The sequence below is a fragment of the Streptomyces sp. NPDC020884 genome, assembly GCF_044333935.1.
In the GTDB taxonomy this organism is placed as follows: Bacteria; Actinomycetota; Actinomycetes; order Streptomycetales; family Streptomycetaceae; genus Streptomyces.
This window is the reverse complement of the sequence record NZ_JBIRRY010000010.1, coordinates 15,064-38,213: the sequence shown is the minus strand read 5'-3', so window position 1 is coordinate 38,213 and position 23,150 is coordinate 15,064. Positions and strand designations below refer to the sequence as shown.

Here is a 23,150-nt window from a genome sequence, read left to right as displayed (position 1 = left end):
AAGGCCCCCGCGATGACCGCCCGCACCAAAGCGCCCGCGACGACTCCCTGGGACGACGTGACGCACCCGGCATGGCTCGCCCTGTCGGCTCGTACCGGGGACTGGCTCTCAGCCGTCTCGGAACGTGACGACGTGATCGCGGTCGTTCACCCTGGCGCTCCGGAGAGCACCTACGCGGAGTTCTACCCGGCGCTGGCCGAAGGGCGCTTCGCCCCGGACCAGCTCCTGGAGGGGCAGCCGAACCCGGCGCTGATCGACCCGAACGCATGGGCCGACCGCTGCGCGCACCCGGCGTTCGCCGGTGCCATCTGCCACGAGGCCGCGCACGCCAAGCACACCAAGTTCGCTCCCACCCGGCAGCACAACGCGTCGGCCGTGCGCTGGGCCACGATTCTGGAAGAGCCCCGCATCGAGCACCGGCTGATTCAGGACCGGCCGGGCGACCGGGCGTGGCTGCGGGCTTCCACCCGCCACGTTCTTCTGACCGGTGTCAGCGGTGGGCACGATGACAAGTCGGTGCCGGGCGCTGTGCACCAGGCGGTGCTGATCCTGGGCCGTGTGGCCGGGGGGGTGCTGGACGACGATGAGGTGCAGCCGGTCACCAATCAGGTGACGGAAGTCCTCGGTGACGCTGTGATGGGCGAGCTGAACGGCATCTTCCATGAGCTGTTCGAGCTGGACGACGACGACCAGGACGGGCTTCTCGCCTTGGGAGCACGAGTTGCGCGTCTCGCACAGGACGACGCGGACGACGACCAGCAGAACGGCGAACAGGGCGGCAGCGGTCAGGCCCAGGGCGGGGCGGCCCAGGGCGGGCAGGGCCCCGGCTCCCCGTCGGGAAGCAACGGCCAGGGAGGCTCGGGCGATGCCGAGGACGGGCAGGACGACACCGACCCGATCACCGTCATGATGCCGTGCGGCGCGGTCACCTGGGGCGACCCCTCCCAGGTCCAAAACGGCCGTGGCGGCAGCGCCGACGGAGACGACGATGGCGACCAGCAGGGCACCCCGTCGGTGGCCGAGCGAGTTGTCGACCAGATCGTTCGCGCTGCTGTGGCATCGGCGCACGCGAAGATCGCCGTTATCCTCCCGGCGCAGCGCGACTACAGCGGCCGCCAGGCTGCGCAGAAGGCTGCTCAGCGCGTGTTCACCGGTGGCGGCGTCGGGTTCCAGCAGATCAAGGTTCAGCAGGTCAAGCCCGACCAGCGCCAGCAGCGGCAGGCCCGCGCGCTGCTCAACGCCCTGTCGAAGGCGCAGTACCGGGATGTGAACCGCACGACACGCGCTGTCAGCGCCCCGCCCGGCCGGATGGTGATGCGGGAGGTCGTGCGCCGCGAGGCACAGATCAGGGCTCACACGGAGGTATCAGCCCTGCCGTGGCAGCGCACCTCCCGCCGCCAGGAAGAGAATCCGCCTCTCACGGTAGGAATCAGCCTGGACGTTTCGGGCTCGATGGGCCCCTGGATCGAGCCGGTCGCGTCAACCGGCTGGGCCCTCGCCCATGCCGTGGCGTCCCCGCGACTGGCGGGCACCGTCGCCTCCGTCGCCTGGAACGGGATGAATCCTTCGGCTGTGGCCACGGCGCTGATCAAGCCGGGCAAGCGGCCCCTCTCCGTTCCCGTGCCGAACATGGGTGGCGGCTCCGACGGCTGCGGCCAGTCCCTCTACGCGCTCGACGGCGCGTTGAACCTGACGGGCAAGTCCGGAGCGCGTGTCGCGGTGGTCATCACTGATGGGGACCTGCCCAACCAGCCGGATGTGCAGCGGGCAGCCGACCATCTCACGCGCGCGGGTGTGCTGCTGCTGTGGCTGAGCGTCAAGGACCGTGGCTGGGCCCCCAAGGGCGCTCACGTCGAGTACCTCAGCGACCCCACGAACTTCGGGCCCATCGTGGGCCGTGCGCTCGCCCGCGCACTGACCAACGCCTGACCGATCACCCGACCGAGGGGGCCGCGCGCGGCCCCCTCGGTCCTAAGCAGTTCGCGCCCGCCGCGTCAGCCGGCGCGGACCGCGGCTGTCCGCCAAGAACGCCCTGCGCCGCGGCCGGTGGACGCAATGCCCACACAGAGCACAGGAGTAACCCACCGTGACCTCACCCAGTGACCCGGACCTTCTTCCCACCCCTGCCTCGCACCCACGGCGCCGCAGCTGACTCCTGCGTGGGCCGGGCACGCACATCCTGAACGCCGGGCACCTCAGCTTCATCGTGTACGGCGTTGGCGCGCTGGCGCTCACAGGCTGGGCGCGTGAAGTCGGCGTGTGGATCGGGCTCCCCCGCAGTACCTATGTCGTTCGTGGTCCTCGGAGCGGCCGTCAAGCGCCGCGACGAGGCCACTGGATGACGGCAGTGGAGGGACAGCTGCAGCTCGCACTGGCCTGTCCAGACCGAGTCAGGCGGACCGCTGCGGCTCGCACGTCGCCAAGCTCGGCTTTCGCGACCGCATGACCATCTACCGCAGGCTTCGTAGCTTTCGGCCACGAACCGCATCCCAGCGAGTTCGTGCACCTCCCCGCCACACGACCAGGTGGAGCTATGCCGAATCCTCATACACGGGCGCTGCGCACCCACGACATCAACGAAGTCTTCGTCCAGGAGCTGAAGGCCCGTGAGGACGACCTTCGTGCGAACCACCTGTGGATCGCTCCAGTTCTCGACCAGCTCTCCGGCGGCCGGGCGGTCACCCCTCCCCGCCATGTTCCGCCTCAGCTCACCGTGACAGACCAGGCCGATCTGATCGACGAGGCTTCTCACGTTGGCATCTACCGGATGTGGGCCCGGCGAGGGCGGGTGACGTTCGACGTGAACGACTCCCTGGCCGCCGAGCTGTACCGGTCCACGTACACGGAACTGCCGGGCAACATCTTCGATCACCTGCCGTACATCAACCCGTTGGTCGTCCTCCCGGACCCGTGGCCGGTCCGCTATCAGGAGTCGGACGGGCTGGTGCGGGGCTTCTTCGTCCACGGGTACAACCAGCTGCCCGAGCGGCAGACCTACACCGACGAAGACATTGAGGGCCTCGGCCTGCTCTTCGTCATCGACCTGCTCGACGACAGTACTGGAGAAGTACGTCACCAGATGTACATACGCCTCCAAGTTCCCACCGGGCTAAATCAGTTCACCCTGAAGCAGGCTGTCGGCTTCGCCTCAGCGCGAGCGGAAGCCCGCTGGGCACGCGCCCCGAAGGCGCAGTCGGTCCTGGCGCTGTTCGAGGCCCTGCTTGCTCCTGCCCTCAGCATCCTTGTGTACCTGTGCTGCGACAACCGGGACGTCGTGGAAGCCCCGGTCGTTTCCCCGACCCGCAAGAAGCGCCGTCCCCAGCTCCGGAAGGACCGGGATCCGTTCTTCGTCGAAGTCGGATGGCGCCTCGGCCCGCGTCTCCACGCGGCCCGCCGGGCGGCCGGACGCGTTCTCGACGGGGGAGGTGCACCCACCGGTGTCCAGCGCGCCCCGCACCAACGGGCGGGCCACTTCCACCGCTACTGGACCGGGCCGAGGAGGACCAAGGAGATCACCCGGTTCGTACTCCCGCACTGGGTGAACTACCACCTCCTGCCAGAGGACTCCGACCCGATCACCATGGTCGTCCCCGTCGACCCCCAGCGGCATGACCCCTTGCGCCGGAGGGGCCTGCGCGGCCGCCGTCCGAAGGCCGAGCACGCCGCCGTGTGACCCAGGAACGTTGGCCGATCGGTACCGCCCGGACGGATTCGCCGGAACGCCGGTGTCACGCCTCTGGTGCCGCACCGTGCTCCTCGTAGCCACCAGACCCCGTCACGAGGAGTGGACGCCATGACCACCAGCACCCCGATCGCACCGGTTGTCAGCATCAGCGCGATGACCGACCAGCAGACCCTGTGGGAGACCCAGCGGGCCGTGACCGAGCGGCTCACTCAGCTTCTGCTGGCGGAACTGGAAGAGCTTCTGCGCCCGTGCATCAAGCAGATCCGTGCCACCGGAGTGTGGTCGGACTTCCTCATCGTGCGAGCGGGACGGCACGAGGTGACCCGGCAGCAACCGTGGCCCATCAGGTTCAGCGCCGACGACCTGCACACCAACTGGGAGCCGACGGGAAAGCTGACGATCCCTGTCGAGCTCCGCGACGAGGTGCACCCCATCCTCGAGCAGCTCACACAGCTCCACGGAGGACTGACCGCCGGGCACGACCTGCCCTACCGGCTTCCGGTCCATCTCTACTGACCCGCCGCCTCAGCAACACCAGGAACGCCCCCCAGGCCGTACACCTCTCATACCGCCCACAAAGCAGCAGGAGCCACACACCTATGGAACGCGACTTCAGCCACCTCGACCGGCCAGGCCAGCCCCGCACCACCGCCGTACTGGGGCCGCTGAAGGAGCTGTTCCCGAACGCCGATCTACTCAAGGTGAGGGCCGCACCAGCCCAGGGGCACCGCGACTGGAGCCGCGCCGAAGTCCTCGACGGATTCCGCTGGCCCGAGATCCAGGGAGAGCCCTACGTGTCCGCACCCGGCCAGTTCCCGGTGGATGACATGCACACGGCCCTCACCGTGGGCGAGTTCCTCGCCGGGCACCGCCACTGTGGAGCAGCGACCCTGCTTCGTGCCAACGACACCGCGTACACGTTCCTCATCTGCCTGTGGCGGCCCCGCTGGGAACTGCGGTGAGCGACAGGGACCTACGTCAGCCGGGCATCACGGCCCAGCTGTTGGCCACTTCCCCTGGGGTGGGTGGCGCGCGTCCTGTGAGCGGAGTCCTCCGCCGGCGCCGCAGCTGTCCAGAGCGTGCGGGACACTCCCCAGCCAAGCGCGCCGAGCGCCGTTCGCTCCTGCGGCTCGCCGCAGCGCCTTCGGGTACGCCGTCGCCCGCCGCCTCGACCTGCTCCATCCAGGAGAAGCATGACCGTCAACTTCGTCGTCTCTGGCCCCTTCCCCGGCGGTAGCCCCAGCAGGGGAGGCCTGCACGTGGGGCAGGCCTCCCCGGGCCGGCGATTCCTGTTCCGAGCCCATAGCTCCTTGGGCATCACCACCTTCCCCGACTGGGAGCACTTTCTCCGCTCCACCAACGTCTCCATCCGAACGACGAGCGGGCGTGAGGTCACCGTCGACGAGCTGGTGCAGAGCATGACGGCAACCACCGACGAGGGCGGGCCGCTGCACAAACGCTTCCGCAGCGCGGATGAGCGGCGCTACGTCACCTCCGGCGGTGACTGCTTCTGCCGCTACGACTTCTTCTGAACCGCCGCAGGGCGCCTAGCTGTCCTGCGGCTTCGGCCCGCTCAGCAACGCCGGGCTACGCGAGTTCCGAGCAGCCAGGGCGGAGGATTCGCCACGCCGCTCCGATTCCGGGCCTCCCCACCTAAGTTCTGCCGCACCGATCGACCACCTGAGACACCCAAGGGGAGCTCACATGGACACCACCCAGCGGCGCCAGCAGATCCGGGCCCGCCTCTCCAGCCTCACCCTGGCGCAGGCGAAGGAGGCTCTGGAAGCGGTGCTGGACGTGGCTGAGTCTGCCGAGGAGAAGCCGGATGCTGCCGACTTTCACGGCCGTGAGATCGACGAGGTGTGGGCGGAGCACGAGACCAAGAAGGACGTGGCGGAGGACGTCCTCAACGCCATGGAGTCCGGGTTCGGCCAGGCCACGGAGCGCTGAAACCTTCACCCGCCGGTGGCCGAGGCGTACCGAGACGCTTCCGGCCACCGGCCGCCCAGATCGGCAGAACACCGACCGTTCCCGGGCCTGCCCAGAACCACCACGTCAGAGCAGGAGAGACCCCGGCGTGAACCACGTCCGCTACTCCCCCGACAGCGCCATAATCCCCACGACCCCCGGCGGACTGCTGGAGTGGGCCGCCGCGCACATCGAGCGCGTCGGCCTCTACCAGAGCCGCTACAGCCTCTTCAGCGGCCCGGGCCGCCCAGTGAACAAGCGGTGCTCCGTCGGTGGTGCAGTGGATGTCGCCGCAGGCCGGGGACGTATGGCCGGGGACCGCACCTATGACATGAGCGCCATTGCGTCGGTCCTCGAAGAGGCCTACCAAGTCCTCGCGGACGCGCTCAACGGAACCCCGCTCCTCACCCCCGCCGGTGCGGACCCCCAACAGCACCGCCGTCTGGCGGTCCACCTGTGGAGCCTGAAGCCCGGGCGTACCGCCGCGGAGGCAGCCGCCGCGCTGCGCGAGGCCGCCGAGCTGGCCGACAGTGCACACCGGCTCTTCTGAAACCGCACGGACCGTCCCTCCGGGACGCACGCCGCTGCTCCTCACCTCATGCCGACGTCCCGAACCGCACAGGAGAGAGCCTGAGCATGAACGCCAACACCCGCGATCACGGCTCCGATTCGGAGGAGTACGCCACCATGCGCTGTCCAAGCTGTGGCCTGCGTCGCCCCACGGAAGATGGCGTCCTCATCGATCATCCGCCTACGCGCAGGGCCGCCAAGAATTGTCCTGGAAGCGGAGCCGGCCGGCACACCGAGCAGGGTTCTTCACACGCCATATCCCCTCCCCTCGGCGAAGGCGCCACCTCTGTTCTCCCGCCAGGAGCCAGCTCCCTGCTTGGGCCCGGAGAAGCCCCGGACGACCTGGCGCGAAGGGCGGGTGGCCCTGTCGTCGTGGTCATCCCCTGCAGTTCCAAGAAGCGGCGGCTGCCCGCCGGCAGTAAGGGACTTCCCGCTGCCAAGCTCTACTGCGGGCCGTACTTCGAGAAGTGCCTTGCCGCCGCCCGTGCCATCCCCGGGTCGACCATTCTCGTGGTCAGTGCCAGGTACGGGCTGATCACACCCGAAACGTTGATCCGCCCGTACGACGACCGCTTGAACCCGCGCAAGGTCGACCATGCCAAGCATCGGACGCAGGTGGCGGCCATGGGGCCGGTCGTGCTCCACGCACAAGACGTGATCGCGCTGGCCGGGCGGCACTATGCCGATGCGGCAGCGGCCATCTGGCCTCACGCGCGCCGTCCACTCGCTGGCGCGGCCATCGGGATTCAACTCCAGCGGCTGACCCGCATCGCCGAGTCCGACAACCCGTATGCCTCAGCTCTGGACTACGCCGCCCGAGCCCTCCGGCGGTGACGACGAAAGAGGCCACAGGCCGAGGTGGAGGGCCCCGGCGCCCCCCGGCCTGGCCCGTGTCCGTGCTGCCGCGACTGTCACCCGGCATCGCCCCGCTGTCCGCAGACCAAGGCACGCCTCCACGGGACAGAGCTCCCTCAAGAGGGCCTCTCCGGTCCCGATTCGCCGCCACGCCGCGTGTGGCTGCTCGCCGCGGTTCCCTTCGGCTCCAGCACCGAGCGCCAGCGCCCTGCCGATCCGGCCCCGGAAGCCCCCGCCGATCCCTTTGAAGAGGACCGACATGCCTACCGCCCAGGCAGCCATCCCCGCCATCCCCGCCTCACCGGCTCCGGCGTCCGACCTGGACGATGACGCGCTGGCAGAAGCCACGACCGCTCTTGACCGCTGGTACCGGGCGCACCTGCTGGACTCGGGAGAGGGCCCGCACGTCGCTCGGGGAGAGCCCAGCCGCATGGCCCTGATCCAGGTGGCAGCCCGGATGCGAGAGCTCAAGCGAGTCCGCAGCGAGCGAGACGCGGCCAGAGCCCGGGCCGACTTCCACAAGCGCGAGGCGCTCCGAACGACTCGAGACGAGGCCCGCGCCTGGATCAGCGGGCCCGTGCCGACGGCGACGGGTGGCGTTGTCTACCTGGTGTCCGTTGACGGTGGCGGCCTCCTTGGAACGGTCCAGCGTCCTTTCCGAGGGGGGCGGACGTGGACGTACACCCGCACTGACGGTTCGTCGGGACAGGAGTACTCCACCCGCAAGGCCGCAGCAGGCGCGCTCGTCTGGCGGGCTGACCTGGACTGCGAAGCAGCGGAACGACGCAGCCGGCAGAAGCTGGCCCGAACGGTCGTTCCGGACGGGTGGGAGCGTGCCGACTGGGACGACCTCACCGCCTTCGACCTCATCCGCACGCCGGTCTACGGCAGAGCCGAGGACGGAGGACTGTACCCCCGGGCGTGGCAGGAGCCCTGTGAAGTACGGGGGGTGACGCGCCTGGACAGCGGAGGACTGGTCATTTCCCTTGCCCAGGCCGACAGGGGCACGGACCCGTTGTTCGTCAGCTCGCAGGAGATGAAGGAGGTCGGCGTTCTCTGGCCGGCCGGCCGGACCAGGCCCGAGCCTCAGCCGTGGCGTGAAACGCTCCGCATTCACATAGCGGATATAGCAGATGATATTGAGACCATTCGCCGCCCGTTCGGCACGACATCTGACCTTCAGGAACTCGCCGATCTCCTCGCCAGGCTGGAACGAGCGCACTCCGAATCCCTTTTCGCGGATCTTCGCCGAGTTGTGTCAGCCACTGGTTATCTCCGGGTGCAGGTCGGCGACAGCAACCAGCCCCACGAGGTCCGCGAGATCAAGAGCTGGGCCGTCGCCGCGCACCTCAAGGCCAAGCACGCACTTGAAGTGTTCGCCACCGACCCGGACTTCGCCTGGGCGCTGCGGCAGACACACGAACACCGCCCGGGTACCGCCGGGGACCACATGGATGAAAGGCGATCAACATGCGCTCGAAGCTCGGCTTCCTCCTCGCGCTCGTCCTCCTGAGCTTTGCATTCCCCACTGCGACGATGCTGGCCTTCCAGAGCCTGTGCACGGCTGTCAGTGCCGTGATGATCGCGGGCGCTTGGGTGCAGGCGAACCTCTCGCTCGTGTGCTTCGCCGGGTCCCTTGGTGCGCTCCTGTACTTCTTCCCCGACGCCTTCCGGCGTACGGCCCGGTGGCTGGGCCGCGCGCTGGTCGACTCCGTGCGCAGTGTGATGCCGCAGGAACAGCCCAAGTCCCCCACCAGCTAGCCCGCCCGTGCCCCGGGCGGCGACCAGACACAGCGGCCGCGGCCCGGGCCCGGGCCGCACCGCCCGAGCCAGGAAGCCCCATGCGTACCGATGCGCCCCACCGAGATAAACTCAGAGCCACGGCTCTTGCGGCTGCCGCCCGAGGATGGCGGGTGTTCCCCCTCCGCCCCGGCACGACTGCCCCTGCTGTTCAGGACTGGCAGAGCCGGGCAACCTCGGATCCCGGCCGGGTCAATGCCGCCTGGGACCACGGCTCGTACAACGTAGGCGTCGCCGTGTGTCCGTCCGGTCTGGTCGTTCTCGACCTGTTCCCCTCTCTACCGGGAGAGCGCCCACCGACGCGCTTCCGCTCGCCTGGGATCACCGATGGCGCGGACGTCCTGGCTGAACTGGCCGACACCGCCGGCGCCCCATTCCCTTCTGAGACGCTCACCGTCCTCACCCCCGGGGGAGGACGCCAGCTCTACTTCACACACCCGCAGAGCCGTTGTCCGCGTACCAGCACGGGGGTCGACAGCCCGCTCGGCTGGCATGTCGGTATCCGGTCAGCAGGGGCGTTCGTCGCCCTAGCGCCCAGCGTCACCGGGCAAGGCGTCTTTCAACTGGTCCACGACGGGCCCGTCGCCGACTGGCCCGACTTCATAGCCCGGCGGATACCGGCCCGAGCTCTGTCGGAGGGGTGCCCAGGAAGCCTCGCCGAACGTCAGATACGTCAAGCCCCGCTCCCGTTCGGCTGAGGGCCACAGCCACCCGAGCCAAGGTGCCCCTGTCCACGCGGCCACGGCCAACGCGCAGGCACCAGGCGCGGGCCGGCGTCTCCGCACGCGGATTCGCGCGCCTGCCGCACCCGGCCCACCTCCGACATACGTTCCCCGGGCATCGCCAAGACCGCCTGGGTCCGGCGGGCCCCTCCGCCCCAACCAACGAGAGAAGACGACGTATGTGCACGATCCCCCTCGACGACGAGGTTCTCCTGGCGCGGCTTCGCGAGCGTCTCACCGACGTCCGCTTCTACAGCCTCGACAACGAGTACACCGGCGCGCCCGCACATTCCGATACTGCATGGCAGGCGTTGCACAACGCCCCGGGCGCACGCCTCGTCGTGGTGAACGCCCTCCTGGGCATATACAAGATCGTCCTCGACGACCACCGCTGGTATCTGCTGCGTCCTTCGGTTGAGTTCGAGCCCCTGCCTGCGGCAGATCCTTCCGAGGCTCCCCTGGCTGCCTGACGCCGTACGGACTGGCCCGCCCGCGACTGGAGCGGGCGGGCCCTGCGAGGAGTAGCTCATGAGCTTCACCGCCCTTGTGGCCATGGCGCTCATCGCCGCGGCGGGGGTCGCGGCGATAGCCTTCGCCATCAAGCCGACCAGGTGCCGGGCCTCCGAGACCGCCTGAACCCGGAGGGCTCGTTCCGTCAGGTCACCGGCCCCGACCTTGCCCCGAACCGGCGGGTGTCCGCTCCCTTCTCTACGGTGCGCCCCATGACCACCCCTACGCCGGACGAAGACACCAGGGCCCCCCGGATCAGCGTCCCGCGCGCCCACACTCTTCTCGTCGCCGTGATCGCCTGCGGCGGGTTGGCCATCGCCCTCATCGGCTTCATCGGGTCCTACTCGGCAGTCCAGGACCTCGCCGTGGACAAAGGGTTCGGCGCCTTCGCTCATCTCTTCCCCCTCGGGATCGACTCGGGCATCGTGGTGCTCCTCTCCTTGGACCTCCTGCTCAGCCACATGCGGATCCCGTTCCCGCTGCTGCGGCAGACGGCGTGGCTGCTGACGGCCGCGACCATCGCGTTCAACGGAGCGGCCTCCTGGCCGGACCCGCTGGGTATCGCGATGCACGCCGTGATCCCGGTGCTGTTCGTCGTGACAGTCGAAGCTGCCCGGCATGCGGTGGGCCGGGTCGCGGACATCACCGCCGACAAGCACATGGAAGGCGTGCGGCTGAGCCGCTGGCTGCTCTCTCCCGTGCCCACTTTCCGGCTCTGGCGGAGGATGAAGCTATGGGAGCTCCGGTCCTACGACCACGTCATCACACTGGAGCGTGACCGCCTGGTCTACGAGACGAAGCTGGCAACGCAGTACGGTCCCGCCTGGCGACGTACGGCGCCAGCCGCGGTTCTTCTGCCCTTGCGCCTGGCGAAGTTCGGCGTGCCCGTACAGCCCGAACCGCCGACGGCCCTTCCCCCTGCAACTCCTGACCCCGCCCCGGACCCGGCGCCGGCCACACCTGCTCCTCCAAAGCCTCCAAGGGCCGAGTCGAGCGCCCCCGCGGACGGACGCACCGCAGTGAAAGCCGCGTACGAATCCCTCTCCCCCGCCGACGCCGCGCTGTCCGCCCGGAAGGTGGCCCAGCAGATGGCCCCCGTCCTCGGCCTCACGGAGAACACCGTGCGGATCTACGTCACTGCGCTCCGGAAGGAGCGCGCAACCACAGAGCGCCTCCAGCAGCACCCGCACGAGCCCGGAACCTCCGGGCCGGCCAACGACGCCTCCGCACACCCCCTGACCGAAGAGAGCCACCGTGCAGCCCGTCTCCCCCAATCCGCCCAGCCCCCACGCTGACGCCGACCCGCGATACCGCCACATCCTCCCTGCCCCCGCGTCCCAAGGAGCACCCGATCCGGGCCTGCTGCTGTCTACCTCCTGCGGCCGCCTCGCTGTCGTTCCCGACGAACCTCTACGTCTGGCCACCGGCACGAGCCTCCCCGCTGGCCTCTGCACAGCGTGCCTTGCTGCACTGCGCGGCGAGGAACTGCCCATCGACATCCGACCGATCAGCGACTGCTCCTGCGGAAGGACCACCGAGCGGGACGGCCGTTGCACCACCTGCCGGCAGAACGATCACGCCGCGTGGTGGCACACGCGCCAAGCAACCGAGTGAGTGACGCCCACCCGCCAGCTCGCAGACGACGGAGCGGCATCTCGTCTGCGACACGCTCGACCAGATGCGCTTCTCCGCCCACGGCGTGCCCCCGGCCCTGTCCGGATCTCTTCCTACGGTCACCAGCAACAACGCCCGTGACTTTTGGAGGAGATATCCGTGGAACGCCGCCGCGCCATCGTGATCGCCGCGACACTGGTCGGCCTGGCCGTCCTCATCGGCCTGGCCGTGTCGCTCAGCCGCAGCAGCCCCGACCAGAAGAAGGACCAGGCCGCCACGGCCAGCACGCCGGACACCGCGATCGAAAGCACCACGGCCAGCCCCCCGCTCGACTCCGTTCCCACGGTCATCGAGCCTGAGGAACTCGCCGACGCTCACGCCGTGATGCGGAAGTACCTGACTGCTCTCGGGTCCTACACCTACCGGACCGACACCGCTCAGTGGACGGCCCGGACCCGCGCACTTACCGACGGGTCCCCGGCCATCACCGACCAGACCACCCTGCCGACCGGTCGTGCGTGGGCGCAGTGCGTCCAGACGAACTGCTCCTCCACCGCGACCGCAGACCTGAGGCGGGACACCGTGCTCAGCAACGCGCCCGTCGACGGCGCCGGCCGGTCGGTGACCACCCTGGCCTCCACCACTGTCCGTCTCCACCAGGACAAGCAGACCAGCCAGAGCACCAACTTCCAGATCACAGCCACCTTCACCAGCGGCGAGTGGAAGATCTCCGGCCTGCAGCTCGCCGGCGTCGGTGACGCCGGTACCACGGAGAGCAGCTGATGCCCGCGCCCATCGCGGCGCTCGCCGCGCGCAAACTCGCGGCAGCCGCCGCCCGCCGGGCCGCAGCACGCGCAGTCAGAAGGCAAGGCGGAGGTGGGCACTGGAAGAAGGTGCTGCTGGCCGGGATCGCAGCCCTCTGCGCCGTCGCGGTCGCTTTCATCACCGCCTTTGGCGCGATCGTCGGGATTTTGGGCGCGAAATCCGCCGAGGCTGCCTGCCTGGACGACGCCTCAGCACAACAGGACGCGACCGGAGTGCCCGGCGGCGGCGCGTACAGTCCGATCATGCCCGGCGAGGGAATCTACCTTCCCTCCGACACGGCGCGGGCGGAGATACCCCCGCGGATGCTCCTCGCGGCGATCCGCGCGGCCGCCCGCTACCCGGGACTCGACTGGACCCTGATAGCCGGCCAGATGTATCAGGAGACCCGCTACGGACAGCACCCTTCCGCCGCACCCGGAGGCGACAACGGCTTCGGCTACAAGGGCATCCTGCAGTTCGGCGATCCGGCGTGGCAGGGCTACGGAGACGACGGCAACGGGGACAAGAAGAAGGACCGCTACAGCGTCGAGGACGCGGCCTTCGCCGCCGCGAACTACCTCCACGCGCTCAAGGCCGAGAGCGATTCCTGGAACGCTCTGCGCCGGTACTCCGGTTCCACGGTGTCCAACACCACGTACATGAGAGTCGTGACTACGCAGTCGGCCCGCTACCGGGGTGTCTTTTCCTCCGACACCGCCATGATCAAGAGCTGGCAGCAGCACCTTGCCGACACCATCAAGAAGAATCCTTCCTTCCCTGTGCTGGGCAAGGCGGCCGGAATCCCTGAACCGGTCAACGATTTCAACGCCAAGGTCACCAACGCCGCACAGATCAAGTCCGCGGCAGCCAAGCCCTGGTCGACACCACCGCACGGGCAGGTGTCCGCCGGATCCAACGCACCCGTAACGCAGACCTCGACCCCGCCTCCCGCTGGCACGGCCGCCGGCCCCACCGCAGCCGGCTGGCAGTGGCCCATGAAGAAGGGCACCTACACCTTCACCGCGCAGTTCGGACAGAGCGGCGGGAGGTGGTCGGCAGGTCACACCGGCATTGACCTCGCCGGGCCGACCGGAACCCGGATCTACGCCCCTGCCGCGGGCAAGGTCATCTCCGCAGCGAACGGCGGCGCGTACGGCAACCTCACCAAGATCGAACACGCGGGCGGCATCGTCACGTTCTACGCCCACCAGTCCAGCATCAGCGTCACGGCCGGACAGCAGGTCAAACGCGGCACGCACATCGGCGACGTCGGCGCCACGGGCAACGTCACCGGCCCGCACCTGCACTGGGAAGTCCGAAAGCCCGGCGTCCGGGATCCGCACCGGCCGGGACAGAACAACGGCCCCGGCCCGATCGACCCGAAGGACTGGATGAGCGGCAAGACGACAGCCGACCCCACCTACGGCAACGAGCAGTACGCCCAGGCGCAGCAGCAAGCCCAGGTGTGCGCGACCGACACCGGCGGCGCGATCGTCATACCCGACGGCGCTGGTGCCACAGGCCCTCTCCCCGCGGCCGACTCCGAGGTCGTCCGCGCGGCCCTCGCCTGGGCACAGACCGGACTCGGAAAGCCCTACCTGTACGGCGCTCGTCGGCTCCAGGGCGACCATCCCGCCGACTTCGACTGCAGCTCGTTCACCCAGTGGGCCTACTACCAAGCCTCCGGCGGCAAGCTCAACATCGGAGGCGACACCACCGCCCAGCTCCCGAAGCTGTCCAAGCACAAGGTTCCCGCCGACCAGGTGCAGGCAGGCGATCTCGTCTTCTACGGGTCCAAGTCCAATCCCGTCCACGTCGCCATGGTCTGGGACCCGTCCACGAAGAAGGTCATCCACGCTGCGAACAGCAAGGCTCCGGTGAAGTTCGGAACGTGGTCCGGGCAGAAGGACCCGCTGATCGGCTTCTACCGTGTTGAGGTCCCCTCGGCCACCACGGCGGTCGGCCCCAACGGCGGTACGAGCGAGGCTCACTGACGGGCGAGCCCCCACGGCGAGGGCCGATCCCTGCCGCAGGGATGCAGCAGCCTCAGCCTGCCCGCCGGCGGAGCCACATCGTGCCTCACCTCGGCCTGCCTTTCGCGGCCCGGCACTCGCAGCGCGATCCCCCGTGCACAGTGCGCTCCCAGCCGCCGGCCGTCGACCATCCGGGAGTCCGAACATGCAGAGTGCCGCCCAGACCTCCACCGCGAAGCGGGCCGCGGCTTACCTGGCCGCCGAGAGTTCGGTCGCTGCGGCTTCGACCGTCGTCGGCACCGCTGAGGATCCGGGCACCGCACCGGCAAGCGTCGCGCAGAACACACACCGTGCCATCCGCGCGATCGACAGCGAGGACGTGCGCATGAGCGTCGACGCTACCCGGATGCGGATCGCGTCCCTGGATGGCCACCTGGTGTACACGCTGCCCACCATCCCGGACGGAGCTCACCAGGAAGCGCAGGACGGCCTTGTCCAGCGTGCGCGGGAGCTGGCCGGTGAGGTGGCCGAGCGCGCGGCGCGCGCGCCGCAGTGGAGTAAGCAGCACCGGAGCATGTGGACGGGGGCCCCGCAGACCTTCGAGAGCTTCGACCCGCGCGGCTACGACCCGGGGGTGATGCTGGCCTGGACCGTGAACGAAACCTGCTTCACCGGTCAGGTGTGGGCGAACCGCGTGCGGTCCGGGGCATGGAACGGCGGCCGTGGCCAGACCTCCGCAGTGGTGGTGGCCACGGTCAACGGCCGGCGCGCGCGGAGGGATGAGGCCATATGCCTGCCGCTCGTTCACGGAGGGAAGCACACGTACGCCTTCGTGGCTACCGCGCGAGAGAACGCGGCTGTCGAGGTGCTCTCGCCGCAGTCCGCGTCCGAGGGCCTGTTCGACATGGTCGCCACGACCGGTGACCCGGTCACGGAGTGGGAGGCCGAAGGCGGCTACGCCCCCGGGGGCGAGATGGCCCCGGAAACAGAGCCTGCGGAGGCCGTGTCGCTGCTTCCGACGGCGGAGCTGAGGCTTTCGTCCGAGCGTGCCGACACCGAAGCGGAGGCCCCTGCGGGCGCCCACTGCCCTCGCTGCAACCGGAACGCACTCGTCGGCATCGAATGCGCGTACTGCGGACACATCATCATCACCGCCTGGGCAATGGAACCACGCCATCCTCCGGCCTGGACCGAGGGCTGCTGTCCGCGGTGTCTGTCTGAGAATCCCCGCGAGATGTTCGAAATGGGCGGCCGCCGCATCATGTGCGCGGCTTGCGCAGGCGAATACGGCGGCAGATCCTGGCGTGAGCGTGCCCGCCGCGTTGTGGCATGGGTCGACAACCCGAGCGAGTCCCATGCCACGCAATACGCAGATGGGCCCGGCACTGATGGAGCCGTCGGCCCTGGGGCCGGCTGAGCACTGGTGGCGTGCACGTAAGCCGACACCAGTGCTGCTTCATGGCACCCTTCCGGCTGTCCATCAAGGGCGGTGGAAGACGCCGGACGCCGCGTGCGTCCGGCCTCCGGAAGTCGCCACCGCTCATCGCAGTGCCCGGAGTGGTGGTCCTATGCCACCGAGCGAGGCCGTGGGGCCTCGGCGGACACCGGCCCCGGCCAAGTGGAGAGGACACGAACGTGGACCTGCTGGAGCACCTGCATGACCCGAGGCTTCAGAAAGTTCTGCCCGTCGAAGATTCGAAGTGGACTGGCCGGGCCGTGTACGGGCCGCATCGGCTCCCGGGCCGTGTGGAGATGGAGCTCGCCACGCCCTTCGGCGTCAGTGTCGCCTTGGTGTCGCAGAACCGTGCGCCCTATCAGGGGCTGCGGCTCGAAGTGACGGAACTCCTTTCCGCGCCCGGGGCCCCGGCCGCACGCCGCGCGGAGTACCTGCGGAACTACCGCGAGATGCACGCGCTCCACGACCGGATTGACTCCTCACCGACAGCGGCAAAGGCATGGCACCGGCGGGTAAAGCGGTTCGAGCACTACGACTTCGCCCGGTGGTACGCAGGGCAGGCTCTCCTGGGGCAGGTGCAGCAGGGCGACGAGCTCGTCTACTCGAACGGCCCCCGCGTGGTGGTCCTCGACCCCGAGGCCAAGATCTGCCGGTTCACCGGCCGCCGCACGCACATCCGGGTGCAGGCCCTGCCCGAATACGAAGCGACGCTTCGCGGGTGGGGGTGGAAAGACGCCACGCACGACGTGTTCGTCGACAGCGGAGCGCGTTTTCCCCTGCCGACGCTGGGCCTGATCTGAACCCGATTCGCCGCCGGTCGCTCCGCCGCCCGGCAGGCGGCAGAGTGCGCACCCCACACCGCGCACGCTCGGAGCTTCCCGTGACCAACGCCGCCAGCTTCTCCACCGTCCCCTACCGATTCAGCAACGGGGACACGATCTACACGAGCGGCGGCGAGCGCTGGATACGAGGGGATCGGCAGCCCGACCGGTGGAACGCCCCAGGCCAGGGGCCCACCACACACACCGACGAAGACATCCGGTCGACCCTTTCCAGCAGCAACGACTGGCACCACTGCCCCACCGCCCCAAGCGTCCACCAGCCCCTTCCTGGAACCGCCTGCGCCGACAGGTCCACCCTGGCCTCACTGGAGCTGCGCCCGGCGGCTGGGGCGACGCTTCACATCACCAGGCTGAACACGCTGCAGTCCTTCCTGGGAAACGAGTCCGGGGTCTTCCGTGACTCGCGCCCGTCACTCACAAGCCGCGAGGTGCGCGCTGCGCTGCTCGGCACCCTGGCGCGGTATCGCACAGCACAGATCAGCTACCAGCGCGCTGCTGGCCGCATCTATGCGCGCTACGCGGTGGGGAACAGCAGCATCCAGACCCACATCTACGTGCTGACCGCACCCTGACGCGCCCAACGCCCGTGAGAAGACGTAGCCGCCGGGCCCCAGGCGGGGCCCGGTCCAGCAGCGGCCGCGACCTGCCGACCGCCACCACGAGGGAGACACCGATGACCGTTGCCGCACTCACCGTCGGAGCCCTCTTGGGCTACGTCCTTGGACGCGTACGCCCCTGGTACAGGCTGGGAGCGTGGGTCGATGTCCAGTGCACACCCCAGGCCGTGAACCGGTGGGTCGACAACCGGCTGGGCACCTACACGCTGTTCGTTCTTCTCACCCTCACCCGGCCCGCAGCTGCCCGTACCGCCTTGCTGCGTACCCTCCAGGCCAAGCGCCAGCGGCTCACCGGGCGGCCCTGAAGTACCTACACGCCGCTCGGCGAAATCGGGTCCGCTTCTCTCTCCCCGCCGGCTGGACGGTAGGCGCATCAGGCTATGCGGCCACGGGCTCCGCTACTACAGCCTTCGCTCGACGCCGGCGACGGCTCGTCCGCTGTGCGATCACGAGGGTGTCCGGATCGGCGGCCAGAGTAGGCACCGCCGCAAAGGAATCCGGCGGCCTTCGCTCAACGGACAGGACTCGTCATGCCGCAGCCCGTACAGCTTGTTCAGTTCGACCTCCAGGAGCAGGACAGCCTGCTGACCGCCGGCCAGCCCAAGGCGATCGACGCGGCCATGCGCGCGGTCACCGCCCGCATCAAGAAGCACCTGAAGGCCGTCGCGGAACTGGCGTCCGACAAGAGCGTGGGCGCCAGCCCCGAGCAGCTGGCCGAAGCCCGGACGGGCATCGAGGCCAGCCTCGCTGTCCTCATGGTCTGCCCGGCCGGAGAGGTCGCAGACCTGCGAAGGAGCCTGGAGAAGGCCCGTGAACTGGTAGACGCGGCGCTCCAGATTCCTGGGATCGCTGACGGCTCGGCCTCTCCCTCAGCCGATTCGCCGGACGAGGGCTTCGGCACGGGAACTGCCGCAGAGTACGGGCTCTCAGCTTCCCAGTAGGAGGATCACCACTGTGCAAGCCCCTCTGATCGACGCGACTCCAGTCGTCTACCTCGGCAACGACAACCAGCTCGTGTGGCGACCGTGCCGAACATGGCGGCTCGATGAGCATCGCCTCCTCGCTGTGGTGACCGAGACCACCGAACCCACGATGAGTATCGAGACCGCCGCCGCCGCGATCCGGATGACTCTCGAAGGGCTGTGGAAGCCCCTTCAGGTGATCATCGTGGAGCACTGGCCGAACGGCACCGGGGCGGGCGGGGAGCACTACGCCGAGCAGAGCTGGCACAGCAACGGCCGGATCCAGTGGAAGCACGTCGAGAAGAGCGAACTTCGAGACAAACTCGCCAAGTTCGATGCCACGCAGCCGTCAGCAAACCCGACTACGCCCTCCGCCCGCACGCCCGAGTGCCCCGCACCGTGAAGGGCAAGAACCTCACCACGCAGGCTCTGCCCGCTGAGGCCGCGCTGCGAGAGCTCCTGGCCCTGTCACGGCAGAGGAACACCACGCCTGCCCAGATCACTCAGGCCGTCGAAGTGGCCCTGCTGAAGATCGACGACGACCGGCGGCGGTGCCGCCCCCACGGGGGCGGCCGCCGGCCCTTGCTCGCCAGGGTGACGAGCTTCGCCTTTCCTCGCGTCTTCGCCCCGCAGCCCTCTGCGGCCGCACACGCACCTGCCCCCAAGCAGATGACCGAGGAGGACCTGCTGCGCCATGTAGCGGCGGAGGGCCGGGCGCACAACCACATCTGCTTCACCGTCGAGATCACGGACGGTCCGAAGGCGATGGCTGGCCGCGAAGTCGAAGTGCAGGTGCAGGATGCCGAAGCCGAGAAGCTGGCCGGCCAGATTCTGAGGCTCATCGCGTGGCGCCGAGATTCCGCTTCACGGGCGCAGCGGTAGGCCCGGCACAGGGGCCCACGTAGGCAGCGGCCTTGGCCGCCGAGGCGCCTCGAAGGAAGTTTTCGCGGCCGCGTGACCCGCTGTCCGCCACAGTGCACTGTCGCGGGGCACGGACCATTAGGAGTTCGTGCCCCGCCGCAGGAAACCGGGCAGGACCGAACACCGGAAAGGGCATCCGCCGTGGCTTACATTCTGGGTATCCGAGGCTGCCAGCACCTCGGCTACCACAACCCTCGAATGCGACTTCACCCTCAGACCCGCTGGAACCAGCGCGTCGTCGACGGGCACCTTGCCCATGAACTGACCATGCGCGCCATGCTGGCCGCCGGGGTGCAGGGCATCATCGACGGAGGCGACCTCACCCACCGGGCTCGGCCGGTGCCCCGCGACGTCGAACATGCCAACCGCGTTGACGACCTGCGGGCCCGGGCTGGCATCTGGGGCCTGGGCAACAGCGGCAACCACTGCGCCGGCGCGGGAACGGACATCTCCGCCATGGGCACGATGCACCGCCCCGATCTCGGGATGCACGCCGTGTACCCCGACCCGCGACGCGGGACAGGAGACGGCACCGGCCCCTATCCGGGCCTGTACGAGATCCACCAGCCGACCGACGGCCTCGCCGTCCACGCAGTGTCCCACTACGGCCTGGACCGCTCCCTGGCCGACGCCGGCATTCGCATCGACCCCGTCCCGCTGCCCGGCCACGTGAATCTCTTTGTCTGCCACGGCACCTTCGAAGCCGACGGCCGTCTCTACCACTGCATCAACCCCGAGGGACAAGAACGCCCCATCCCCCTGGAGTGGGCCCACCGCGGATGGGACGCGCTCCTGCTCTCCCACTACCACTCCCTCGGAGCCGTGCCCGGTCACGACCACGACGGTCCCGGACAGGTCTGGTACACCGGCTCCTCCCTCACTCGTGGCTTCTCCGACGACCTCGGACCGCGAGGCTGGCTCCACGTCACCGTCGAGGACACCGGCCGCGTTCATGTGGAAGCCCGCACCATCTGGCAGCGGCCCCAGCACGACCTCCCCGTCATCAACGCCGCCGAGCTGACCACTGGGGACGTCGACCAGCTCATCACCGACCGCATTGCCTTGCTGGAACTGGAGGAAGCCGAGAGTGCGAGCCTTACCGGGGATGCCGGTGCGATCGTCCGCCAGCGCATCACTGGCACCACCCCCGGCCAACGGGCTGCCCTGCGAGCGCTCCAGCCGCGATGGAGCCGCCTCGCCTCTGCCGCCGCGTCGTGGCAGATCGACTATCCCCATCCGACCCCCAGGCAGGGCCCGACGGGCGACACATCGGGAAGGCAGCGCCTGATCACCGGGCGGATCGCGGACTACGGCACGGAGTTCGAGGCCCGGGGTGGCGAGCTGACCCGGCGCGTCGGCGTCCCCGACGTCATCGCCGAGCCGGTCCGCAACAAGGCCCTGGAGTGGGCCAAGGAGATAACCCCTACGTCTGCCTCGTCGATCGAGGTGGCGATCAACGACTGAGCGGCAGCCCAGGGCCAGGTGTCCGCATTCCCGCAGATGCTGACGGCAGACGGGGCTGAACTGCGGCCCCACCTGCAAGGAGTGCAACTTGACGCTCAACACACGCCGCCCGGCACGCGGTCGGGCGCTGCGCCGCCCGACCGTCCTCGCCACAGCCGTACTGGTCGGCGCGACCGCGCTGTACGCCACCCCCAACGCGGTCGCTGCCGACCGTTGGGGCCCAGGCTTTTCCGTGCCCGATGACCAGAACACGCCGGGGGCGTCCCACTTGGGCGCGTACGGTGCGCCGGGCGCCCCGGTCAGCGGCATCTCCGGCCGGGCCTACTGCGCTGACCCCACCCTCGCCGGCCCGTCGGAAGGCGGGCAGTACGGCAAGGCCACCGAGGTGAGCACCTGGACCTCGAAGGTCACCGGCCAGAAGGTCTCCAAGGAGAACACCGCCCGCGCCGCGTACGTGCTGTCCAAGTACGGCGACACGGCCAACGACACACTTGCTGGCGCAGTCGATGCGGCCGTGTACAGCTTCCTCGAGCAGGGCACCACATACGCCCTACCGAACGGCAAGCGTGCGCTGGAACGGGTCTCGTACCCCAACGTCCCCAAGGAGGTGAAGACCAAGGCCCAAGTGCTGATCACCGAGGCGGGCAAGCTGGCCGGGCCCTACAAGGTCAACCTCCACACCCCCGCCGCCCTCAAGCCAGGAGAGAAGGCCACCATCACCCTGGACGTGACCGCCGCGTCCGGGCAGAAGGTTCCCGGCGTCCAGATCAGCCTCAACGGGGCGGGTGCCGTTGCCGGCGCGGGCACCGTCACAACGAACGACGAAGGGGTCGCCACCGCCTCCATCACCCCCGCCAAGGCCGGGACCGTCGAGCTGAAGGCCGTGGCCAAGGACCTGCCCGCCTCGACGCTGACCGCCCACCTCCCCGCCAATGACAAGGCCCAGCGGATGCTCCTCGCCGGTGGCACCACCACCGCCGAAGCCCAGCTCAAGATCACCGTCGACGCGCTGAAGGGAAGCATCAAGCTCCTCAAGACCGCCAGCGACACCAAGAAGCCGCTGTCCGGCGTCCAGTTCGAGGCCAAGGACGAGGCAGGCAAGACGGTGGCCAAGGGCACCACCAACACCCAGGGCCTCTGGCAGATCGATGATCTCCCGCCGGGCAACTACACCATCCACGAGGTCCAGGCCGTGGAGGGCTACCAGCTGGCCGTGGACCAGAACATCACCGTCGTGGACGGCAAGACCTCCGACGTCAGCGTCATCGACGTCAAGATCCCCCAGCCGGAGAAGCCGAAGCCGCGGCCCGTGGACATCACCGAGCTCCCGAAGACCGGCGCGTAAGTGCCACCTGTAGTTCTCACGCGCTGAAGACGCGGGCCGGGGCGCAAACGTCCCGGCCCGCGCCCGCATCGAAGAATCCCAGGAGTACGCATGTCCGACGCGCCGCCCAACCCTGACCACCCCTCGACAGTGAAGCCGACGTCGCGAAGGCCCCGAATCCGACGGGCGCTGGCCATCAGCATCGCCTCCGTCGCTGCCATGGGGATCGCCACCACGGCTGTCCTGGCGACCCGCGGGAACGACGAGCCCTCCGCGCACGCACACCAGTCCGCCGACGCTCGGCACCAGCCCTCTCCAAGCGCGCCGGCACCCTCAGCCCCGGACCCGCTCACGTCCTCCGCCGCCGTCAGCGGCCTCGACACGCCGCTCGGCGGCGACCCGAAGGTGCCGGACCGCACCGGCAAGGCGCAGTCCGACGCCTCCGCAGCCCTCGACACCTGGTCCTCCTCCAACCCGAAAGGCAGCGGCCCGCACACCGTCGGCGGGCACACCACCACGGGAGGCGGGGGGCCCGTCACCGAAGTTCTGCGGATCCCGGCACTGGGCAGCGGCTGGGCGCAACCTGTGTACGAGGGCGTGAGCGACCGGCAGCTGCGCGCCGGCGTCGGGCACTTCCCGGGAACAGAGCGCCCCGGGCAGATCGGCAACTACGCCCTCGCAGGCCACCGATCCGGCGTCGCGAGCCCTGCCTTCAGGAACATCGACCGCATCAAGCCCGGCGCTTCCATCTCCGTCACGACAGCGAACCGCATCACCTACAGATACAAGGTGGCCTCAATTCAGACGGTCGCTCCGACCAACGTGAACGTCATCGCGCAGGTACCGGGCAAGCCCACCGCCACCCCCGTCAAGCCGGTGCTGACGTTGGTGACCTGCTGGCCGCCCAACGGCTCATCCAAGCGCGTTGTTGTAACAGCAGATCTCGTCGGCGCGAGCGGAGGGACCGAGGGCCGCTGAACACAATCCACGTTCGGCGAAGCGCCACGCGGTTGGCACCCCGTGTTTTCGCCAGCAGATGCCTTTCGGTTTGTCGGGCATGAGG

At 69.2% G+C, this 23,150-nt stretch carries 24 protein-coding genes and 1 pseudogene; all 25 read left to right on the top strand.

From position 1 onward, the window contains the following. Positions 1-12 precede the first annotated feature (12 nt). The 25 genes and pseudogenes from ACH4UK_RS27895 to ACH4UK_RS27775 all read left to right on the top strand — a co-directional run bounded on the left by ACH4UK_RS27895 (position 13) and on the right by ACH4UK_RS27775 (position 23,065). Positions 13-1,929: a hypothetical protein gene (locus ACH4UK_RS27895; RefSeq protein ID WP_398360694.1), complete on the top strand. Its 1,917-nt coding sequence runs from the start codon at positions 13-15 to the stop codon at positions 1,927-1,929. Positions 1,930-2,533: 604 nt separating this feature from the next. Beyond that, complete coding sequence (locus ACH4UK_RS27890) at positions 2,534-3,673, top strand: hypothetical protein (RefSeq protein WP_398360692.1); 1,140 nt, start codon at positions 2,534-2,536, stop codon at positions 3,671-3,673. A gap of 120 nt (positions 3,674-3,793) precedes the next feature. Then, complete coding sequence (locus ACH4UK_RS27885) at positions 3,794-4,201, top strand: hypothetical protein (protein WP_331759521.1); 408 nt, start codon at positions 3,794-3,796, stop codon at positions 4,199-4,201. 83 nt (positions 4,202-4,284) lie between these two features. Further along, positions 4,285-4,647 carry a hypothetical protein gene (locus ACH4UK_RS27880; RefSeq protein WP_331759522.1) on the top strand — a complete coding sequence of 121 codons (363 nt, stop codon included), beginning with the start codon at positions 4,285-4,287 and terminating at the stop codon, positions 4,645-4,647. A 348-nt stretch (positions 4,648-4,995) separates the two neighbouring features. Continuing rightward, entirely contained in the window at positions 4,996-5,217 is a 222-nt protein-coding gene (locus tag ACH4UK_RS27875; RefSeq protein WP_398360690.1) for a hypothetical protein, read from the top strand. A 172-nt stretch (positions 5,218-5,389) separates the two neighbouring features. Then, positions 5,390-5,635: a hypothetical protein gene (locus ACH4UK_RS27870; protein ID WP_331759524.1), complete on the top strand. Its 246-nt coding sequence runs from the start codon at positions 5,390-5,392 to the stop codon at positions 5,633-5,635. A 127-nt stretch (positions 5,636-5,762) separates the two neighbouring features. Continuing rightward, positions 5,763-6,203 (top strand): DUF6197 family protein, encoded by a 441-nt coding sequence (locus ACH4UK_RS27865; RefSeq protein ID WP_331759525.1) that lies wholly within the window; start codon positions 5,763-5,765, stop codon positions 6,201-6,203. Positions 6,204-6,289: 86 nt separating this feature from the next. Then, positions 6,290-7,057, top strand: coding sequence for a DUF6884 domain-containing protein (locus ACH4UK_RS27860; RefSeq protein WP_398360688.1), 768 nt, complete (start codon positions 6,290-6,292; stop codon positions 7,055-7,057). A gap of 451 nt (positions 7,058-7,508) precedes the next feature. After that, complete coding sequence (locus tag ACH4UK_RS27855) at positions 7,509-8,591, top strand: hypothetical protein (RefSeq protein ID WP_398360686.1); 1,083 nt, start codon at positions 7,509-7,511, stop codon at positions 8,589-8,591. Continuing rightward, positions 8,549-8,839, top strand: coding sequence for a hypothetical protein (locus tag ACH4UK_RS27850; RefSeq protein ID WP_331759529.1), 291 nt, complete (start codon positions 8,549-8,551; stop codon positions 8,837-8,839). Before ACH4UK_RS27855 ends, ACH4UK_RS27850 begins: the two co-directional genes overlap by 43 nt. A gap of 80 nt (positions 8,840-8,919) precedes the next feature. Then, complete coding sequence (locus tag ACH4UK_RS27845; RefSeq protein WP_398360684.1) at positions 8,920-9,576, top strand: bifunctional DNA primase/polymerase; 657 nt, start codon at positions 8,920-8,922, stop codon at positions 9,574-9,576. A gap of 203 nt (positions 9,577-9,779) precedes the next feature. Further along, positions 9,780-10,070 carry a hypothetical protein gene (locus ACH4UK_RS27840; protein ID WP_331759532.1) on the top strand — a complete coding sequence of 97 codons (291 nt, stop codon included), beginning with the start codon at positions 9,780-9,782 and terminating at the stop codon, positions 10,068-10,070. Between the two features lie 252 nt (positions 10,071-10,322). After that, positions 10,323-11,001 (top strand): annotated as a pseudogene (locus tag ACH4UK_RS27835) (DUF2637 domain-containing protein); the annotation flags it as partial. Positions 11,002-11,883: 882 nt separating this feature from the next. Further along, positions 11,884-12,507: a hypothetical protein gene (locus ACH4UK_RS27830; protein WP_398360682.1), complete on the top strand. Its 624-nt coding sequence runs from the start codon at positions 11,884-11,886 to the stop codon at positions 12,505-12,507. After that, a complete protein-coding gene (locus ACH4UK_RS27825) occupies positions 12,507-14,522 on the top strand; it encodes a peptidoglycan DD-metalloendopeptidase family protein (RefSeq protein WP_398360681.1) in 2,016 nt (671 codons plus the stop codon). Before ACH4UK_RS27830 ends, ACH4UK_RS27825 begins: the two co-directional genes overlap by 1 nt. Before the next feature lie 184 nt (positions 14,523-14,706). Further along, the gene (locus tag ACH4UK_RS27820; RefSeq protein ID WP_398360679.1) at positions 14,707-15,918 is read left to right on the top strand and encodes a hypothetical protein; all 1,212 of its coding nucleotides are present in this window, start codon (positions 14,707-14,709) and stop codon (positions 15,916-15,918) included. A gap of 218 nt (positions 15,919-16,136) precedes the next feature. Further along, positions 16,137-16,757 carry a hypothetical protein gene (locus ACH4UK_RS27815; protein ID WP_331759537.1) on the top strand — a complete coding sequence of 207 codons (621 nt, stop codon included), beginning with the start codon at positions 16,137-16,139 and terminating at the stop codon, positions 16,755-16,757. A gap of 80 nt (positions 16,758-16,837) precedes the next feature. Continuing rightward, positions 16,838-17,371 carry a hypothetical protein gene (locus tag ACH4UK_RS27810; RefSeq protein WP_331759538.1) on the top strand — a complete coding sequence of 178 codons (534 nt, stop codon included), beginning with the start codon at positions 16,838-16,840 and terminating at the stop codon, positions 17,369-17,371. A gap of 101 nt (positions 17,372-17,472) precedes the next feature. After that, complete coding sequence (locus tag ACH4UK_RS27805) at positions 17,473-17,721, top strand: hypothetical protein (RefSeq protein ID WP_331759539.1); 249 nt, start codon at positions 17,473-17,475, stop codon at positions 17,719-17,721. 225 nt (positions 17,722-17,946) lie between these two features. Next, complete coding sequence (locus tag ACH4UK_RS27800; RefSeq protein WP_331759541.1) at positions 17,947-18,357, top strand: hypothetical protein; 411 nt, start codon at positions 17,947-17,949, stop codon at positions 18,355-18,357. Positions 18,358-18,370: 13 nt separating this feature from the next. Beyond that, positions 18,371-18,781: a hypothetical protein gene (locus tag ACH4UK_RS27795; RefSeq protein ID WP_331759542.1), complete on the top strand. Its 411-nt coding sequence runs from the start codon at positions 18,371-18,373 to the stop codon at positions 18,779-18,781. Then, positions 18,778-19,260: a hypothetical protein gene (locus ACH4UK_RS27790; protein WP_398360676.1), complete on the top strand. Its 483-nt coding sequence runs from the start codon at positions 18,778-18,780 to the stop codon at positions 19,258-19,260. The genes ACH4UK_RS27795 and ACH4UK_RS27790 overlap by 4 nt, the downstream gene beginning before the upstream one ends. A 237-nt stretch (positions 19,261-19,497) precedes the next feature. After that, complete coding sequence (locus tag ACH4UK_RS27785) at positions 19,498-20,763, top strand: hypothetical protein (RefSeq protein WP_331759544.1); 1,266 nt, start codon at positions 19,498-19,500, stop codon at positions 20,761-20,763. Between the two features lie 88 nt (positions 20,764-20,851). Then, entirely contained in the window at positions 20,852-22,108 is a 1,257-nt protein-coding gene (locus ACH4UK_RS27780) for a collagen binding domain-containing protein (RefSeq protein WP_398360674.1), read from the top strand. A 90-nt stretch (positions 22,109-22,198) separates the two neighbouring features. Next, positions 22,199-23,065, top strand: coding sequence for a sortase (locus ACH4UK_RS27775; RefSeq protein WP_331759546.1), 867 nt, complete (start codon positions 22,199-22,201; stop codon positions 23,063-23,065). The last annotated feature ends 85 nt before the right edge of the window (positions 23,066-23,150 follow it).

Bases quoted from the DNA above. Each gene is read 5' to 3' on its own strand.
- ACH4UK_RS27895 (WP_398360694.1), top strand. From the start codon at position 13: ATGACCGCCCGCACCAAAGCGCCCGCGACGACTCCCTGGGACGACGTG.
- ACH4UK_RS27890 (WP_398360692.1), top strand. From the start codon at position 2,534: ATGCCGAATCCTCATACACGGGCGCTGCGCACCCACGACATCAACGAA.
- ACH4UK_RS27885 (WP_331759521.1), top strand. From the start codon at position 3,794: ATGACCACCAGCACCCCGATCGCACCGGTTGTCAGCATCAGCGCGATG.
- ACH4UK_RS27880 (WP_331759522.1), top strand. From the start codon at position 4,285: ATGGAACGCGACTTCAGCCACCTCGACCGGCCAGGCCAGCCCCGCACC.
- ACH4UK_RS27870 (WP_331759524.1), top strand. From the start codon at position 5,390: ATGGACACCACCCAGCGGCGCCAGCAGATCCGGGCCCGCCTCTCCAGC.
- ACH4UK_RS27860 (WP_398360688.1), top strand. From the start codon at position 6,290: ATGAACGCCAACACCCGCGATCACGGCTCCGATTCGGAGGAGTACGCC.
- ACH4UK_RS27855 (WP_398360686.1), top strand. From the start codon at position 7,509: ATGGCCCTGATCCAGGTGGCAGCCCGGATGCGAGAGCTCAAGCGAGTC.
- ACH4UK_RS27850 (WP_331759529.1), top strand. From the start codon at position 8,549: ATGCGCTCGAAGCTCGGCTTCCTCCTCGCGCTCGTCCTCCTGAGCTTT.
- ACH4UK_RS27845 (WP_398360684.1), top strand. From the start codon at position 8,920: ATGCGTACCGATGCGCCCCACCGAGATAAACTCAGAGCCACGGCTCTT.
- ACH4UK_RS27840 (WP_331759532.1), top strand. From the start codon at position 9,780: ATGTGCACGATCCCCCTCGACGACGAGGTTCTCCTGGCGCGGCTTCGC.
- ACH4UK_RS27825 (WP_398360681.1), top strand. From the start codon at position 12,507: ATGCCCGCGCCCATCGCGGCGCTCGCCGCGCGCAAACTCGCGGCAGCC.
- ACH4UK_RS27820 (WP_398360679.1), top strand. From the start codon at position 14,707: ATGCAGAGTGCCGCCCAGACCTCCACCGCGAAGCGGGCCGCGGCTTAC.
- ACH4UK_RS27805 (WP_331759539.1), top strand. From the start codon at position 17,473: ATGACCGTTGCCGCACTCACCGTCGGAGCCCTCTTGGGCTACGTCCTT.
- ACH4UK_RS27800 (WP_331759541.1), top strand. From the start codon at position 17,947: ATGCCGCAGCCCGTACAGCTTGTTCAGTTCGACCTCCAGGAGCAGGAC.
- ACH4UK_RS27785 (WP_331759544.1), top strand. From the start codon at position 19,498: ATGCGACTTCACCCTCAGACCCGCTGGAACCAGCGCGTCGTCGACGGG.
- ACH4UK_RS27775 (WP_331759546.1), top strand. From the start codon at position 22,199: ATGTCCGACGCGCCGCCCAACCCTGACCACCCCTCGACAGTGAAGCCG.